13 protein-coding genes are annotated in these 16,962 nt (G+C 65.2%); 4 read left to right on the top strand and 9 right to left on the bottom strand.

The genetic code is table 11. The annotated features are described in order from the left end of the window. Nucleotides 1-522: 522 nt before the first annotated feature. Complete coding sequence (locus CLU87_RS05460; protein ID WP_099729786.1) at nucleotides 523-1,695, bottom strand: pyridoxal phosphate-dependent aminotransferase; 1,173 nt, start codon at nucleotides 1,693-1,695, stop codon at nucleotides 523-525. A 211-nt stretch (nucleotides 1,696-1,906) separates the two neighbouring features. Here CLU87_RS05460 and CLU87_RS05465 point away from each other — a divergent pair, with 211 nt between their 5' ends. Together CLU87_RS05465 and CLU87_RS05470 are read left to right on the top strand one after the other, a co-directional pair. Continuing rightward, the gene (locus tag CLU87_RS05465; RefSeq protein ID WP_099729787.1) at nucleotides 1,907-3,343 is read left to right on the top strand and encodes an NAD-dependent succinate-semialdehyde dehydrogenase; all 1,437 of its coding nucleotides are present in this window, start codon (nucleotides 1,907-1,909) and stop codon (nucleotides 3,341-3,343) included. 172 nt (nucleotides 3,344-3,515) lie between these two features. Further along, on the top strand, nucleotides 3,516-4,292 hold the full coding sequence (locus tag CLU87_RS05470; protein WP_099729788.1) for a hypothetical protein: 777 nt from the start codon (nucleotides 3,516-3,518) through the stop codon (nucleotides 4,290-4,292). 33 nt (nucleotides 4,293-4,325) lie between these two features. Here CLU87_RS05470 and CLU87_RS05475 read toward each other — a convergent pair whose 3' ends face one another. The 6 genes from CLU87_RS05475 to CLU87_RS05500 form a co-directional block, all read right to left on the bottom strand. Continuing rightward, entirely contained in the window at nucleotides 4,326-5,048 is a 723-nt protein-coding gene (locus CLU87_RS05475; RefSeq protein ID WP_099729789.1) for a formylglycine-generating enzyme family protein, read from the bottom strand. 278 nt (nucleotides 5,049-5,326) lie between these two features. Further along, nucleotides 5,327-6,295 carry a porin gene (locus tag CLU87_RS05480; RefSeq protein ID WP_099729790.1) on the bottom strand — a complete coding sequence of 323 codons (969 nt, stop codon included), beginning with the start codon at nucleotides 6,293-6,295 and terminating at the stop codon, nucleotides 5,327-5,329. 447 nt (nucleotides 6,296-6,742) lie between these two features. After that, complete coding sequence (locus CLU87_RS05485) at nucleotides 6,743-8,926, bottom strand: TonB-dependent siderophore receptor (RefSeq protein WP_099729791.1); 2,184 nt, start codon at nucleotides 8,924-8,926, stop codon at nucleotides 6,743-6,745. A gap of 78 nt (nucleotides 8,927-9,004) precedes the next feature. Next, entirely contained in the window at nucleotides 9,005-9,754 is a 750-nt protein-coding gene (locus CLU87_RS05490) for a TonB-dependent receptor (RefSeq protein ID WP_099729792.1), read from the bottom strand. 260 nt (nucleotides 9,755-10,014) lie between these two features. Beyond that, on the bottom strand, nucleotides 10,015-10,239 hold the full coding sequence (locus CLU87_RS05495; RefSeq protein ID WP_099729793.1) for a hypothetical protein: 225 nt from the start codon (nucleotides 10,237-10,239) through the stop codon (nucleotides 10,015-10,017). Next, on the bottom strand, nucleotides 10,236-11,438 hold the full coding sequence (locus tag CLU87_RS05500) for a PepSY domain-containing protein (RefSeq protein WP_099729794.1): 1,203 nt from the start codon (nucleotides 11,436-11,438) through the stop codon (nucleotides 10,236-10,238). Before CLU87_RS05500 ends, CLU87_RS05495 begins: the two co-directional genes overlap by 4 nt. A 372-nt stretch (nucleotides 11,439-11,810) precedes the next feature. Here CLU87_RS05500 and CLU87_RS05505 point away from each other — a divergent pair, with 372 nt between their 5' ends. Further along, a complete protein-coding gene (locus CLU87_RS05505; protein WP_233193717.1) occupies nucleotides 11,811-13,436 on the top strand; it encodes a methyl-accepting chemotaxis protein in 1,626 nt (541 codons plus the stop codon). A gap of 51 nt (nucleotides 13,437-13,487) precedes the next feature. Continuing rightward, nucleotides 13,488-14,090 (top strand): hypothetical protein, encoded by a 603-nt coding sequence (locus CLU87_RS05510; RefSeq protein ID WP_099729796.1) that lies wholly within the window; start codon nucleotides 13,488-13,490, stop codon nucleotides 14,088-14,090. Nucleotides 14,091-14,273: 183 nt separating this feature from the next. Here CLU87_RS05510 and CLU87_RS05515 read toward each other — a convergent pair whose 3' ends face one another. Together CLU87_RS05515 and CLU87_RS05520 are read right to left on the bottom strand one after the other, a co-directional pair. Further along, nucleotides 14,274-16,448 (bottom strand): TonB-dependent siderophore receptor, encoded by a 2,175-nt coding sequence (locus CLU87_RS05515; RefSeq protein ID WP_099729797.1) that lies wholly within the window; start codon nucleotides 16,446-16,448, stop codon nucleotides 14,274-14,276. A gap of 176 nt (nucleotides 16,449-16,624) precedes the next feature. Beyond that, the gene (locus CLU87_RS05520; protein ID WP_099732053.1) at nucleotides 16,625-16,957 is read right to left on the bottom strand and encodes a DUF3325 domain-containing protein; all 333 of its coding nucleotides are present in this window, start codon (nucleotides 16,955-16,957) and stop codon (nucleotides 16,625-16,627) included. Between the last annotated feature and the right edge of the window lie 5 nt (nucleotides 16,958-16,962).

Below are 16,962 nucleotides of genomic sequence, written 5' to 3' on the forward strand. Positions count from 1 at the left end.
GCCCCGCCGCAGGCGCAGCCAGCAGGGGGTGGACAGCCGAACATCCAAACAACCGAACAGCCGGACATCCATTCGGGCCATTGCTGCGCTCGGCCCAGGCTGCGCAGCGCGAGGCGCTTGCGCCCGCGATTCGGGGCCGAGCGCAGCGATGGCCCGTGTGGATGTTCAGCTCCCCGTGCCCCTGTGGATGCGCCGAGGAGCGCAGGGTTTGGCGGATCAGGGCTCGCGTGTGTTTGAGCGACGCCCAGCGGCGCGAGTTGAGCGAGACCCCGCCAAACCCGAGCACCGCAGGTTGCCCCGTAGCGTCAGCGCAGGGGACGCAGACAGCGGGGTCGCCTTTCTTTTGGGTACTTTTCTTTGGCGAAGCAAAGAAAAGTACCTCGCCTGCCGGGCGACTCCCGGCCTCCGCCCTCAACCCAGGCACGTGGCCCCATCAGCACAACAACCAGACACTACAAAATCAATAGCTACCAGCGCATATCCCACTAGCGCCTGCGGCCAAAAAGGCTCAAAAACCTCAAATCACCCCTTCAGCCACCCCCTCAACCTCCCCACCCCTTCCTCCAACCTCCCCACATCCCGACTCGCAAAACACCACCGCAACCACCCCGACGCCTCTCCCCCAAACGCGCTGCCGGGCGCCAACCCCAGCCCCGCCTCCCGCACCAATCGCTTGGCCAGCGGCAAACACTCGTCATGCCCGTCGATGTGGAAGAACGCATACATGCCCCCACGTGGCGTGGCCACCGACACTCCCGGCACCTCGGCCAGCAGCGGCACCAGCGTGTCGCGGCAGTTGCGTAGATGGTTCACCAGCGCGGGCGTCACCTCCTCCGTGCGCTGCAGCGCCACCGTGGCTCCGCGCTGCACAAACACCGGCGCGCACGAGGTGTTGAACTCGATCAGCTTGCCCACCGCCTGGGTGAGTGAAGGCGGCAACACCAGCCACCCAAGGCGCCAGCCGGTCATCAAAAAGCTCTTGGAAAAGCTGTGCGTCACGATCAGCCGGTCCTCGGGCTCAGCCACGTCCAGAAAGCTGGGGGCCGCGCCATTGGCCGTGTCGCCCGCGTAGTACAGCCGCTCGTACACCTCGTCCGCCAGAATCCACGTGCCCGTGCGGCGGCAGTGCGCCAGGATGGTGGCTTGCTCCTCGCGCGTCAGCGTCCAGCCCGTGGGGTTGTTGGGTGCGTTGACGACCAGCAGGCGCGTGCCGGGTGTGATGGCGGCCAGCAGCGCGTTCATGTCCAGGCGCCATGCGCCGTGCACGTCGGCCACCAGCGGCACAGTGCGCACCTGCGCCCCCAGAATGCGCGGCTGCGCCACCAGGTTGGGCCACACGGGCGTCACCAGCACCACTTCGTCGCCCGCGTCCACCAGGGTCTGCACGGCCACCATCAGGCCGTTCACACCGCCGGACGTCACTGCGATGCGGTCGAACCACGCATCGGTGTGCTGCTGCGGGTGCAGGCCGTGCATGTAGCCTGCAATCGCGTGGCGCAGTTCGGGCAGGCCCAGGTTGTGGGCATAAAAGGTCTCGCCCTTTTGCAGCGACGCAATGGCCGCGTCGCGGATGAAATCCGGCGTTACCTCGTCGCTCTCGCCGAACCAGAACTTCAGCACATCGCTGCGCCCCAGGCCTTCGTTGGCCACTTCGCGGATGCGCGACTCTTCGAGGCTTTGGACTACTTCTCGCATGCAATCTCCTTGCGTCAACAACTCTCCCATCATCGCAGCGATTCTTCAACCTGCTGATGTCGTCACGTAACACGGAAGGCCGCGGAGCAGGCTTCGCCTAGCCACTGGCGTTGTCCCCCGGTGGGGAAAGGCGACGAAGGCGACTCAGGGGGATTTCATCGCTGCAGGCGTATAGTCGTTTTTTTGATTTTTTTGGCTGACCCCAACGCTCATGACCTATCCAAACACCCAGCTCTTCATCGCAGGCCAGTGGCAAGACGCCGCCGAAGGCAAGACCCTTGCCGTGTTCAACCCCGCCACGGGCAAAGAAATTGGCCGTGTGGCCCATGCCACCAAGGTGGACCTGGACCGCGCGCTGGACGCCGCACAAAAGGGCTTTGAAGCCTGGCGCGACATGCCCGCCGCTGAGCGTGCCAAGACCATGCGCCGCGCCGCTGCACTGATGCGCGAGCGCGCCGAGGCCATCGCCGCCATCATGGTGCAAGAGCAGGGCAAGCCCCTGGCCGAAGCCAAGGTCGAGACCATGGCGTCCGCCGACATCATCGAATGGTTTGCCGACGAGTCGCTGCGTGTGTACGGCCGCATCGTGCCCTCGCGCAATCTCAAGGCCACGCAGATGGTGCTGAAGGACCCGGTGGGGCCCGTGGCTGCGTTCACGCCGTGGAACTTCCCCATCAACCAGGTGGTGCGCAAACTGGCCGCCGCGCTGGGCGCAGGCTGCTCCATCCTGGTCAAGGCACCCGAAGAAACCCCCGCCAGCCCGGCCGAGCTGATCCGCGCGTTTGCCGATGCGGGCGTGCCTGCAGGCACCGTGGGCCTGGTCTATGGCGACCCGGCGGAAATCTCCAACTACCTGATCCCGCACCCCGTCATCCGCAAGGTCACGTTCACGGGTTCCACGCCCGTGGGCAAGCAACTGGCTGCGCTGGCCGGCAAGCACATGAAGCGCTTGACGATGGAACTGGGCGGCCACGCACCGGTGATCGTCGCGGAAGACGCCGACCTCGAACTCGCCATCAAGATCGGCAGCGGCGCCAAGTTCCGCAACGCAGGCCAGGTCTGCATCTCGCCCACGCGCTATCTGGTGCACGAAAGCATCCGTGCCGACTTCGTGGCTGCCTTCGCCAAGTACGCGCAGGGCCTGAAGGTGGGCGATGGCCTCACGGCCGGCACGCAGATGGGCCCGTTGGCCAACCCGCGTCGCATTACCGCCATGGCCGACTTGTTGGCCGATGCGGTACAGCAGGGCGCCAAGGTGCTGGCCGGTGGCGAGCGCATCGGCACCGAAGGCAACTTCTTCCAGCCCACCGTGCTGAACGACGTGCCCCTGTCGGCCCGCATCGTGAACGAAGAGCCCTTTGGCCCCGTGGCTGCCGTGCGTGGCTTCACCCAAATCGAAGACGCCATTGCCGAGGCCAACCGCCTGCCGTTTGGTCTGGCCGGTTATGCCTTCACTTCGTCGCTGAAGAACGCTCATTTGCTGGCGCAGCGCCTGGAAGTGGGCATGCTCTGGATCAACCAGGCCGCCGCACCTGCAGCCGAGCTGCCGTTTGGTGGCCTGAAGGATTCGGGCTACGGCTCCGAGGGTGGCCCCGAGGCCATCGAGGCGCACCTGAACACGCGCCTGGTGTCGATCATGAACGTGTAACCATCGCGCTCTTTGCTCCTTGGTCACAGGCCCCCGGTGCCATGGGCATCGGGGGCCTTTTTTTTTGCATTTGGAAGACTGAACGTGGCGGCACAATGGTGGGCCGCTACAGAGCTACGGCCACCTCAGGTGGCTGTTACCCAGCATCCGCCATTTCAGGAGTGCACCGCCCATGCTGTCCCGACAATGCCTTGCCCTCATCGCTGCGCTGGCCTCCTGCGTGCCGCCTGCCTGGGCGGGCATGGACAAAGAAGGCTCCATCCAGCGGCCCGGACTGTTCTTTGCCTGGCTGTCGCCCGACGATGGTCCGGTGTGGGCTCATTTTGAGAACCCCGCGCACCTGCAGCAGCTGGCACGGCACTGCAATGCCGGCGCGCCGGTGTTTGCGCTGCAAGCAGGCACCCGCTACCAGTGCAAGGCCGAACTGCCGCCGAAGTCTGCCGGGCAGGAAGAATCCTACGCTGCAGGCATGACCGTGCAAGGTCCGGCGCCGCAGGCAGATACCCGGCAGTACCGGCTCTTCGCCCTCACGCCGCCGCGCGCGCCGCAGTGGGTGGTAGGGAGCCCCGATGCCGAGCAGCTGGGAGCACTGCAGTTGTTCGTGCAGTCGGACGACCGCCGGTTTGGTACGCTGCGCCGCCAGCTCCAATGGGGTTCGGCACGCACGGTTCAGCAGCCCCAGGGTGCACGCACCACCGTGGTGGTGCCTGGCAGGGTGGTGCGCGATCCGAATGCTTTTTACGAAGCCCAGCGGCACCATGTTTTTGTGCGTGGCAGTGGCGGCTATGCCTACATGGGCGAGGTGCCCGGCAAGCCCGACAGCTACGTGGACATCGACGGCAACGACCTGCCGGGGCTGGTGGTGTCGGAAGGGTGTGACGGCTGGTGCGTATCGCTGTGGGACCTGACGGGCGGGCTGCGGCAAGTGGGGCGGTTTGGCGGGCATTGAGAGGATGCCCTCTCAGTCGGTGCTGCGGTCCCCTCAGCGCTGTTTCACCGGGTCGTACGCGCAGCGAAAGCCGATGTACACCGCGTAAAAGTCCGCAGGCTTCCAGGCCTCGACCTCCGCGCGCATTTGCGACGCGGGATACCACCAGGACCCGCCCATCGTGCGCCGCTCGTCGCCGCGCGCATCGGCCGCCCATTCCCACACATTGGCACCCATGTCGTGCAGGCCGTTCACCCCGGCTGCGGTGGCGTTGACGGGTGCGGCACGGGGCCAGGGGTCGGGGTCGCTGGTGTTGGCGCCCTGCGGGCTCTGGCCTGTGGTCCAGGGGTAGGTGGTGCCACGCACCCAGGGCGTGGGCGGTTGGCTGCGCAGCTCGGTAAAGCCGGCGGTGCGCCACTCGGCGGCGGTGGGCAGGCGGCCGCCCGCCCATTGGCAGTAGGCCTGGGCCTCGGCGTGGGTGAGGTGCACGGCGGGCAACTGGTCGGTGTCGGGCGGTGAGCCGTCGGGGCGCTGCCAGGTCCAGCCCGCGCGGCGCTGCCAGCCGCCCACGTATTCAAAACCGCCGCCTTCGCGCTCGGCACGGGTGGTGGTGCCGGTGGCCCGCGCGTAGCGCGCAAACTGGGCGATGGTGACTTCGGTCTTGTCAATGCGCAGGCCGCGCAGGTCGTCCAGCACCACGGGCGCTGTGGTCTGGGCAGATGCGGCCAGGGCCCAGAACACCAGGATGGCGCTGGCTGCGTGGCGTGGTGTTGGCATGGTGCTGTGCTCCGCATTTCACAGCCAGGTAGTCATTGCCCGGCCGGTGTGGCGCAGAGTATCTGCCGCTGCAAAAGCCTGCGGGCGGGACCGGATTTGGACCGACCGAATGGCCTTGGGTGCGCCGGGTTTGGTGGTTGGCTCTGCGTCCGCAATAGGGCTATGCGCTGTATCCGGCAGGTCGCAGGCATAAAAAACCCCGCACTCCAAAGAAGTGCGGGGTAATTGGCTGTTTGTCTGCCCTCCCACCAGTCAGGGCAGCAGCGTGTGGGGGGCCATCAGAAGTTGTGGCGCACGCCCACGGCGAAGGAGCTGAAGTCGTTACCCGGAGCCGACACGCCGTAGGTGGCAGCCTGGCTGTTGTTGATGCGGGTGTAGTACGTGTAGATCTTGGTGCGCTTGCTCAGGTTGTAGTTGTAGCCCAGCGTGTACTGGGTGGCGGCGCTGTTGGACACGTTGGAGTAGTTGCCGGCACGGCCCACGTTCACGTGGAACTCGGACACGCCCATGATGTAGGCGGCCGACAGGCGCAGGTTGGTGCGGTTGCCGCCGTTGGCGATGAACACGTTCTTGTCGCGTTGCACGTAGGCGCCCATCACGAAGGGACCGGTGGAGTACGAAGCGCGCACTGCGAACTGGTTCTGGTCGCCCAGCTTGGAGTAACCGGCGCCCAGGCCCAGCTTGCCGATTTCGTAGTTGGCAGCCAGGTCCATGCTGTTCTTGCCGCCGGTACCGCTGGGCTGCTCGTGCTGGGCCCAGCCGGCTTCGAACGTTGCGCCGCCCAGGCTGGGGGTGCGGTAAGCGATCTTGTTGATGTCACGGGCGGGGTAGGCGTACAGGGCGTCAGCCGACGAGCCGGTGTCGTGGTTGTGGTTGCTGATGAAGTCAGCCGTGGCGTAGTACGACTCGGACGTGAAGTTGCCCAGGCGCACCATGCCGAAGCCGCCGGACAGGTTCACTTCGCTCTGGCGGGCAAAAATGCCGCGCGAGTCGGTAGCGCCGGAGCTGGAGTCAAAGCCGCTTTCCAGCTGGAAGCCAGCCATCAGGCCGCCGCCCAGGTCTTCCTGGCCCTTGAAGCCGAAGCGGGAGGAGTTGTTGAACAGGCCGGTCTTGGAGACATCGCCGTCTTTTTGGTGTTCAAAGCTGGTGTTGACCCGGCCGTACAGGGTGACGCTGCTCTGTGCAAAGGCAGCAGACGTACCCACCAGGGCCAGCGCGGCGAGGGCGCAGCGGTTCAATGTTTTCATTCGCGAGGTTCCTTAAATCAAATTTTGTTTGATGACAAATAATCACCGGCCAAAAACGCACAGGGGTGATGCCTTCGGGCCGCCGCTACAAGCAAGTTTGGTGCCTGTGGTGATGTGATCGTTGCACTTTGCAACGGAAGGGGATGCTACTGGCCGCCGTGATTGGCCGCCAGCGGGGTAAACACCTTTTTGTCATCCAGATGTCGTTGCGGCGCAACATGGTTCTGGTAGGGCACGCCAGAACCGACCCGGGGCGTAGCCCGGCACCCCCGTCAAGGTCGCGAATGCAGCGCAAGCCCCACGTGGGCTGCGATCGGCGTGTCGCACTGCCCGGGCTGCTGCCGCCGTGCAGGCGCTGCAAGGGCCGCGAGGACTGCAAGCGCTGCAGGGCGGCTGGTGGGGTTTGTGGAGCGGGCGACGACCCCTTGAGGGATCGTCAACGGGCCCCTAGAACCGGTAGGTCGAGGTCAGCGTGTAGGTGCGCGCCTGTCCGTAGAAGCAATCCCCGCGTGCCAGGCACTGAGTGATGTGCACCTTGTCGGTCAGGTTGACCATGTTGAAGGCCACGCGCCAGTCGCCAGCGTCGTAGGCCAGCATGGCATCGGCCAGGGTGGCGGCAGGGGTGCTGATGGCGCTGGTGCCGCTCCATTGCGAGCCGGTGTAGCGCACGCCCGCGCCCACCACCCAGCCGCCACGTCCTTGCGCTGCAAAGCGGTGGCTCAGCCAGGCCGACGCGGTGTGCCGGGGCACGCTGGCCACGGGCTGGCCCTGGTCGCCTGCGTTGCTGCGGCTGATTTGGGCGTCGGTGAAGGCGTAGCCCACCGTGAAGTCCCACTGGCGCGCCAGGCTGGCCTGCACCTCCGCCTCGAAACCGTTGACCTTTACTTCGCCAATCTGCAGGCTGTTGAGCGGGTTGCCGGGGTCGGTGGTCTTGCGGTTCTTCTCGCGCAGGGTGTACACAGCGGCAAACGCACTGATGCCCTGGCCTGGCGGCTGCCACTTCACGCCAGCCTCCCACTGTTCACCGCGCTGGGGTTTGTAGGGGGTGCCGTACGCGTCGAGCCCACCCAGGGGCTGGAACGATTCGGAGTAGCCCACATACGGTGCCCAGCCGCCATCCATCTGGTACGTGACGCCTGCGCGTTTGGTCCAGGCCTTGTCGTCCACGGCAGCGGCGGGGCGGCCTTCGGTATCGGTCTGCGCACTGTCGTGGCGCAGGCCCAGCGTGGCCGTCCAGCGGCCCCATTGGATCTGGTCTTGCGCGTAGAACCCCAGCTGCTTTTGCACCACGCTGGGCTGGCGCACCAGCTGCGCCGCAGTGGGCGGCGTGAAGTTGCCGTACACCGGGTTGTACACGTCGATGGACGACGCCACCGCGCGCCAGGCCTGCTGGCCGGTGTGGTTGCGCTGCACGTCCAGGCCGGCGAGCACTGTGTGCGCAGTATTGCCCGCCTGCAGCTTGCCTTCGAGCTGCGTGTCGATGAGCAGCATGCGGCCGGTGTTGAGGTTCCACACCGCATCGCGCACCAGCGTGCGGTTGTCGCTGTTGAACACGGGGCGCGCAGGGCGGCCGGTCCCAGCGTTGGCGGTGAAGCTGGTGTAGATGGTGCGGTAGTCCACCTCGCTCACGGTGCGGCGCAGGTTCTGGCGCACTGTCCAGTCGCTGTTCAGACGGTGGCTGAACAGGTAGCCCCAGGAGTTGTTGCTGGTGTCGTAAGCGTCCCAGCCCGGCTCGCTGATGAAGGTGCTGCGCGGAATCTGTCCGTACTGGCTGGGCAGCTGCGTGCCTTGCCACGGGAAGAAGCCAATGAGCGAGCCGCTTTGGTCCTTCTGGTGCAGCGCCTGCAGCGTCAGCGACGTGTCGGCATTGGGCTTCCAGGTGAGCGATGGCGCAAACACCACGCGGTTGTCGTCCACATGGTCCACCTGCGTACCGCTGTCGCGGCCCACGGCCACCAGGCGGTAGAGCCACTGGCCGTCCTGGTCGAGTGCGCCCGTCAGGTCGGCGGCGATCTGCTTGCGTGCGTTGTTGCCCAGCTGCACCTGCACCTCGCGCAGGGTGTCGGCCTGCGGGCGTTTGCTCGTCAGGTTGAGCACACCGCCCACGCTGCCCTGGCCGTACAGCACGGAGGTGGGGCCGCGCAGAAACTCCACGCGCTCCAGCGTGTACGGGTCCGGTCGGCTGGTGTTGTAGGTGCCGTAGGTGCGCAGCAGGCCGTCCTGGTACTGGCTCACCGTGCCGCCGCGTGCGGCAAAGCTGTCCACGCGGCTGTCGAAATAGTTGGACACCGCGCCCGCGGTGTATGCCGTCACCTGCCGCAGCGTCTGGACGCCCTGGGCTTCCATCTGGTCGCGGGTGATCACGCTGATGGCCTGCGGGGTTTCGATGAGTGGGGTGTCGGTCTTGGTGGCGCTGAGTGCACGCTGGGCCACAAAGCCGGTGACGGGCGCGGTGGGGTTCTCTTGCCCCGCGCCCGAAGAGACGGTGACAGGGGCCAGCGTGGTCTCGGCCGTGGTGGTCGGAGTGGTTTGTGCATGGGCAGCGGCGCTGCACAGCAGCAGCAGAGCGGCCTGTGCCACCGCGGTGCGCGGCGCGCGGCATGCGCGCGAATTGGATGCGGAAGGATGCATGATTTGCTATTAATTAGATAGCTACTTGGGCATATTCGACTAGCGCAAGCGGCCGTTTTGGCTTGAAATGGGCGCCGCTCAGCGTCCCGCAGGGGCGGGAGTGGCCGCTGGGGGCAGGGACGGCGACGGCATGCCGTCGGCCAGCACAAAGCTCAGCGTGGTCACGTAGCTGGCTTCGCCGTACGGCGCGCCATGTGCCTCACCCGGCGTCTTGTCGCTGTGCTTCACCTCGGCCACGTACTGGCCCTTCCAGGGGGTGACGAAGGTCACTGTGCCGTCTTCACCGGCCTCGGCCTCGCGCGTCCAGCCCGAGGGTGCGGCCAGCTGCACCTTGGCCTTGGGCAGCGGGGCGCCCTGGTAGACCACTTTCAGCTCACCGGGCTTGCCGGTGGGCACCAGGTCCAGCGGGGCGGTGGGGGTCACAGGCTTGGCCAGGCTGGCCACCCAGCGGGCCGCGGGCTGCCAGACCATCGCGGGCAGGTTGCGCTTGCTGCGGTCGATCAGCGGGTACGTGGCGGTGGCAAAAAGGATGTCGGGTGTGCCGGCGGCGGGGTAGACAAAAGCGTCCTTGCCCAGTTGGCCTTCCACACGCTGGGCGGCGGCGCCCGTGCGTTGCTGTTCGAGCACGGGCACGCCCTTGAACTGGTCCAACCGGCCGGGCGAAGTCTCGCGCAGGTTGTCGTTGAACTCCCCGAAATGCAGGCGCGCCTGGCCCCCGGCGTTTTCTAGCCACACCTGGTGCGCGTGGACAGGGGCCAGTGCGGTCACGCTGGCGATGGTCAGCGCGGCAGCCAGCCAAGGGCGTGGGAAGGTGGGAGCACAAGACATGGATATTTCCTCTCTTTGGTTTGGGATTCGGGAACGCCGCCAAAAAAACGCAGCGCGCAGCCCGCCGCACCACCCCCCGGGTGGATGCAACAAAGCTCACTTTTTGGTAGCTGCCTGCGCTTTTGGGATAAGCGCTGGGTGGCTTTTTGATCTGAACGTTGCAGCGCCCGGCTCACACCGGACGACAGCGCAGATCGGTGGGCCGTGGGGCCCGCTTCAGCGACCGCCATGAGGTCGTCATGACAGCCGCCGGAAAACGCTCACAACGCCGCGCTCGCGCGCGGGTTCTTTGCTGGGGGAGTCGGCACCTGCGCACGCGGCCGGCCGTACCAGCCCATCACCCCCACAGGGATGCCCAGCGCCACCCACGACCACCAGTCGCCCCAGGTGTCGGACACCAGGGCCGTGAGCAGCCCGGTGGTGGTGAGCACACCCATCACGATGGGCCCGCCCCACAAGGCCCAGAAAGGGCGGTGCTTTTTCATGCGGCCCCCTCGGTGGTGCGCGCTGCGCCTGATGTGGGCAATGCGCCGCCAGCCAAGTGACCGTTGGCGCTGCCCGCGGCGTTGGGCGAAGGGCTCCTTGTCTGCGCGCCCTTGCGCAGCCACAGGTACAGCCCGCTGCCCAGCACCACGATGGTGGCGATGTCGAGCAGCGCCCAGAGGATCTTCATCGGCATGCCGCCGTAGTCGCCAAAGTGCAGTGGCTGCGACACGAGCAGCGCCGTCAGGTACCACGGCAGCGTGGGCGATGCGGTGACCTGCGCTGTGCGCGCGTCCACCAGCACGGGCTTGAGCAGGCGCGAGGTGAGAGGCTCGTTGCCGCGCAGGAAAAACGTGTTGTGGTGCGGGCTGGAAAACGCCGTGCCCGGGAACGCAATGAACGACAGCTTGGTGCCCGGCGCCTGGGCCTGCGCGGCCACTAGCGCCTGCTGCAGCGGCCCGCGCTCGGCAGCGGGCACGATGGGCTGGCCTTCGTAGGGCTTGAGCAGCACCGAGAGCTGGTCGTACTGCCAGTACTTGATGAGCAGGTCGGCCCACGTGTTGATCATGCCCGTGCCACCCACCACGAAGGCCCACACCAGCGTGACGATGCCCAGCAGGTTGTGCAGGTCAAGCCACTTCACCCGCGTGGACCGATCCCGCCGCACCTCACCAAACGCCAGCTTGCGCATGAACGGCGCATACAACACCACGCCGGTGACGATGGCCACCAGCAGCAGCAAGCCCATGAAGCCCAGAAACAGCTTGCCTGGCAGTCCCGCGAACAGGTCCACATGCAGCTTGAACATCACGTACATGAAGCCTTCGTCAAACCGTGGCTGCGCCAGCACCTGGGCCGTGCGGGCATCCACCGCCACAGAGCGGAAGTCATCGGTGGGCGCCGGGGTGGGCGTGAGCGTGACGAACCAGACGTTGTCATCGTCCTCCGCATGCGACGCGAACTGCACCACACGATCCGGGTGCAGCGCTTTTGCCGTGGCCAACACCTGGTCCAGGCTCGCGCGCGGCGTGTTGGCGGGCATGGCTGGCGCCTCGACCTCGGTGCCCAGCAGGTGGCCGATTTCGTGGTGAAAGATCAGCGGCAGGCCGGTGATGCACAGCAGCAGCATGAAAACGGTGCACACCAGGCTGGACCATTTGTGGGTCCAGCTCCAACGGCGCAGGGCGGTGGGGCTCAGCATGGGATGAGAACCTTGTTGAGCGATTTGCTACCGCAAGGGCTTTGAGTTTCAAAGCGCTGCGCACGCACGCACTGAAGAGCCAGACGCAAAGCGGCGGCCATGCCGGAAGGATCAGAGAGAAAGGAGTGTTTCAAGCCAGGCAACCCGAATGCATCTGATGACGGAGGGAGCTGGCTGCAGCCGAGAGAAAGGGCTTTGGCTTGCGGTAACCAAATTTTATCCTGTAAATGCGAATGATTCCCGATCAGATGTTGTGATTTTGCGAATTTGACTTTTGTATGGCTATGGCGTCCTTGAATTGATAAAAATAAATTGACGAAAATGATAAATTCATCAAAAATTGAGCCGCATCAATGAACAAGGTGATATGCCATGAACCGCAACCGAATGACCGTCCGTAGAAAACTGAGTCTGGCCTTCGGCCTGATGGTGACCCTGATCCTGCTGGTGGCTGGGATTGCCATCTATGACATGACAAAGCAGAAGGACCTGTTCCACGACTACGTCACCGGCATCAATGCCCGCGCCCATCTGGCGAAAGACGTGCAGTCGGCCGTCAACCGCCGTGCCATTGCGGCGCGTAACCTGGTGATAGTCACCGCGGAATCAGAACGCGCGGCTGAGAAGCTCGCGGTGAGCAAAGCCCATGCTGATGTTCAGGACCGGTTGGCTCGACTGAAAGAAATGGCGGCGGCAGGCCATGTGCCAGCGCCCATCAAGACGCTTGTGGACGACATCGACAAGATCGAACACGCCTACAGCCCTGTGGCTTTGAAGATCGTGGATCTGGCGCTGAATGGCCAGCGGGATGAGGCCATCACCATGATCAACGAGAAGTGCCGCCCTCTGCTGGCCGCGCTGGTCTCCAAGACCAATGAATACCAGGCTGTCACCGACGAGCGATCAGGCCAGCTTGTGCAGCAATCTGAGTCGGACATGGCCGCGCAGCGCACCTACTTGGTGGCCCTTGCTTTGGTGGCAGCATTGGTGGCTCTGATCTCCGGCTACCTGATCACACGCAGCCTGTCCCGTGCGCTGGGGGCCGAGCCCGATGTGCTCAGCGATGCAGCACGCCGCGTGGCGGACGGGGATCTGTCGAAAATGGATGGGGCCGACAGTGCCATCCAGGGAAGCGTGCTGGCTTCTCTGAGCGCGATGCAGCAGAACCTGGCGGACATCGTTGCCAAGGTGCGCGGTGCTTCGGATTCGATCGCCATGGGCACTTCGGAAATTGCACGTGGAAATATCGACCTGAGCCACCGTACCGAAGAGCAGGCCAGCGCCCTGCAGCAGACGGCCGCCACCATGGAGCAGTTCAGCACCACGGTACTCAACAACGCAGAGAACGCCAAGGTGGCAGACCAGTTGGCCATGAACGCAACCACCGTGGCCACCCAGGGCGGCAAAGTGGTATCGCAGGTAGTGGACACCATGCGGGGTATCAACGACAGCTCACGCAGGATTTCCGACATCATCGGCGTGATTGACGGCATTGCCTTTCAAACGAACATCCTGGCGCTGAACGCTGCTGTTGAGGCCGCGCGAGCGGGTGAACAAGGGCGCGGGTTTGCCGTGGTGGCCACTGAGGTGCGCAACCTTGCGCAGCGCAGTGCCACGGCCGCCAAGGAGATCAAGGCATTGATCAGCGAAAGCGTGGAAAAGGTGGTTGCCGGTACCCAGCTGGTGGATCAGGCGGGCCAGACCATGGACGAGGTGGTGGGCGCCATCCAGCGTGTGACGGAGGTTGTGGGGCAGATCAGCGCTGCCATCTCTGAGCAGAGCTCCGGCGTGTCTCAGATCGGCCAAGCTGTGAATCAGATGGATCAGGTCACACAGCAGAACGCAGCGCTCGTCGAAGAAAGCGCGGCGGCCGCCCAGAGTCTGGACATGCAGGCCCAGCAGCTGACGCGGGCGGTGCAAATCTTCAAGCTCGAAGAGCGGTCGGGCACTGCCTCGGTCAGCCACGAGCGGCGGCCCAGTCTTGGCTATGCAGCCTGACCCGCTGCGCCCGTACTGGCCCAATCCGCCTCCAAGGCCCGAAAGTCGGCAATGACTGAAGAGTCCCCACGCCTGATCCAAGAGCTCTTCGCGCGGCAGTTTGACTATTTGCCGAAGGTGGAAAGCCCTGAGCAGCGCAAAGGCCCGCTGGGCATCGTGAACCTGTTCGCATTGGCATCCCACATGCTGACGGCCATGTCCGGCACACTGGCCATCGTTTCTGTAGACAGGTTCGGCGCGAACCGAGCGGGGTGCGATGCCGGTCTTAACGATCAGGTCCATCGACTGGTGGATCTCTCGGTGCAGACGTCCGCGTCATTGACACGGTTGATCGGCGTTGTGATGGTGGCGTTGCAAAGCGAACAAATCACAAGCCCAAGCGCTGCCGAACGCGAGAGCATCCAGGAAGTGATGACCACCGGATACATCTACATCGAGTCTTTGAATGCAGTGTCGCTGGAAACAACCAACATGGCGCGCTGGCGCGGTGTGTGGGGACGCAACGTCGGTCGCCCCCTCCGGGCTGCGCAGTCAACGCAAACCAATGACCCGGAAGGCGACAAGGCCAGGCATTCGGTACGCACCCTGACTGCACAGATCATGGAGCTGGGTTTGAGGGCCGAGCTCTATGACGGAACCTGGAGCATGAACTGAACGCCATCGACCCCATTGCACGCTTCGCTCAGTGCGTCCGTGCGATGCTGTTAAAGCGACTTTAGCCATCTTCTGGATAGCGGCTAAAGACCTTTGGTAGGGCGTCAGCAGCGTCTTTGGTCCGGCTGTGGCAAGTTGCGGCGACCGGTCGATTGACTGAGACGCGTGCGCTTTTTGCCCTTGTCAGAAGTGCGAGCGCAGTGTGACCTGCACCGCACGCGGCGAGCCGGGCAAGATCAGGTTGTCGTTGCTGCCGTGGGCTGACACGTAGTACTTGCGGTTGAGCAGGTTCTTGATGTTTACATCCACCTCCCACTTTCCCTGCGTGTGCTGCAGGGCCGCGTCCACTGTGGTGTAGGCGGGCAGGGTGACCAGGTTGGTCAGTGAGGTAAAGCGCGCACCCACGTAGTTCACACCGCCGCCCGCGCGCAGGCCGTGGCCGAGGTCCTTCATGGCCCACAGGAAGGCCGAGTTGCGGGGCGTGAGCGCAGGCACTTTGCCCTGGGCGGCAATGGCGGCGGTGGGCAACTGGGTGGAGGTGGTGGTGGCCAGTGATTTCGTCATGCGGCCATCCAGCCAGGCGTAGCCGGCGCTTACATCCCAGCGGCCAGGCAGGCGGCCGCTGGCGGTCAGCTCCAGGCCGTTGGTGCGTTGCGTGCCCACGTTGATCTGGCGCGAGGGGTTGGTGGGGTCGGTGTTCTTGATGTTGGTGCGCTCCAGGTTGAAGAGCGCGCCCGTTACGTTCATGCGGCCATCGAGCAGGTCGAGCTTCACGCCGATTTCCTTGTTCTGCGTGATCTCGGGTTCGTTGGCGGTGTTGTTGGCGGCCAGCGCAAAAGTCTCTGCCGAAGGCTGGAACGACTTGCTGTACGACACGTAGTACGACACCGCGTCGCTGGGCTGCCAGACCAGGCCTGCGCGGGGGCTGAACTTCTTGTCGGTGCGCGACAACGCGGAGAGCTTGCGATCAAACTCGGTCTGCTGCTTGAACACGTCGTAGCGCGCACCCACCAGCGCCTTCCACTGCGGGGCCAGTGTGATCTGGTTTTGCCAGTACAGCGCCGCTGTGTCTTGGGTGGTGTGGCTGGGGATGGCGCTGTCGGCGGTGTAGCTGGCGGCAGGTATCACCGGCGCGGCTACGCCGGCGGGGTTGAAGATGGAGACACGGTCTGCTCCGCCCGACACGGACTCCGCGCGCTTCTTCTGCTGGCCCAGTTCCATGCCCATCAGCCACTCCTGCTTCAGGCCCCCGAGCTGGTTGCGCCAGGTCACGTCGGTCTGGTTGAACAGGCCGCTTTCGTCGCGCAGGATGAACGAGCGTGTGCGGCCCACGGTCAGGTTCACCGGGTTGGTGGTGCCGCCGGGCAGGGTGTTGTAGCGGTCCAGCGTGTAGTCGTATGCGCGTGTCACATTGCGCACCGACCAGTCGTCGTTGAAGCGGTGGTTGAGAGTGGCCGCCAGCGATTGCATGGTGCTAGTGGTGGTGTCGTCTTGCGCGGCGTTGCTGGAGCCGTAGTAGGTGCTGGCGGGCACATTCACTGGACGGCCATTGAGTGCGGGAATGCCGAAGTCCGTCAGGCGCTTGTCGCGCGCGTTGGTGTACTGCAGCAGCAAGTCGGTCTGCGCCGCGAGCTTGAGCGCGAGCGACGGCGCGAAGTTGTGGCGCTTGACGAACTGCTGGTCGCGGTAGCTGCCTGAGTCTTCGACGGCGGCGTTGATGCGGAAGGCAGCGGTGTCGCTGATGCCTACATTCACATCGGCCGTGGCGCGGCGATAGGCGTAGCTGCCCAGGCCCAGAGAAGCCTCCCCCGAGGTCTCGCCGAACTGGGGTTTCTTGGTCACGCGGTTGATCAGGCCGCCCGAGGAGCCGCGCCCGTACAGCACGGCGGCGGGGCCCTTGAGCACCTCCACGCGCTCGATGTCGGCCAGGTCGCGGAAGTACAGCGCATCGTCGCGCACCCCATCCACAAACTGGTCGGCAATGGCGGTGAAGCCACGGATCACCACCTGGTCACGCTGGCCGTCGCCGTGGCTCATTGCCACGCCGGGTACGTTGCGCAGCACGTCTTCCATCGACCGCGCACCCTGGTCGCGCATGAGCTGCTCGGGTACCACGTTCACGGCTTGGGGCACATCGCGCAGCGGCGCGCTGCCCTTGGTGGCCGAGGAGCTGACGGCGGGCGAATAGCCGTCATCGCCGCTGGTGGATTGCACGGTGACCTCGCCCAGCGTCTGGGTCGGCGCAGAGGGCGGTGTTGCTTGTGCCAGCGCGGTGCCGCAGAACGCGGCCAGGACGGCGGCGGCCAGCGGGTGCAGGGCCTGGGGGTGGCGGAAGGGGCGGCTGAAAAGTGCGTGCATGGTTTGTCCTTGGTGTGTGCGCAACGCGGTTGAAAACGGCTCCGCAGGCACCGGGCCTGGCGCGGGCCCATGGGGCCGGTGGCTTGGGGGGCGCAGAGAGCGGGATGAAAAAATGCAGAGGTGAGAGGCGGATCAGAAAGTGCGACGAGCCAGCGGGGCCGCCGCATCCTTTCCGCTCACCGCCCCCCGGCCCAGGCGGCGAGGCCTGCCAGCAGGGCCAACCCCGCCAGCAGCGGTGTGCGCCGGGGCTGCCAGGTCACAGTGGCTGTCACGGCCACGGCAGCTACTGACAGGGCCACGGCCCATGCGGTCACGCCGAGCGAGACAGGCACGCCATCGGCCGGGTGTGCGGCCAGCCACAGCGACAGCATCAGCAACAGCCAACCCGCGCGGCGCAGTTGTTGCAGGCGGTGGGCTGCACCTTCGCGGCCTGTGGCGTCTTCATGGTGGCGGTCCATGCCCAGCGCCATCACCGACCAGGCCGCAAAACACAGCAGAAATGCGGACATGGTGT

The organism is Acidovorax sp. 59 (assembly GCF_002754175.1).
GTDB classification, from domain to species: domain Bacteria; phylum Pseudomonadota; class Gammaproteobacteria; order Burkholderiales; family Burkholderiaceae_C; genus Acidovorax; species Acidovorax delafieldii.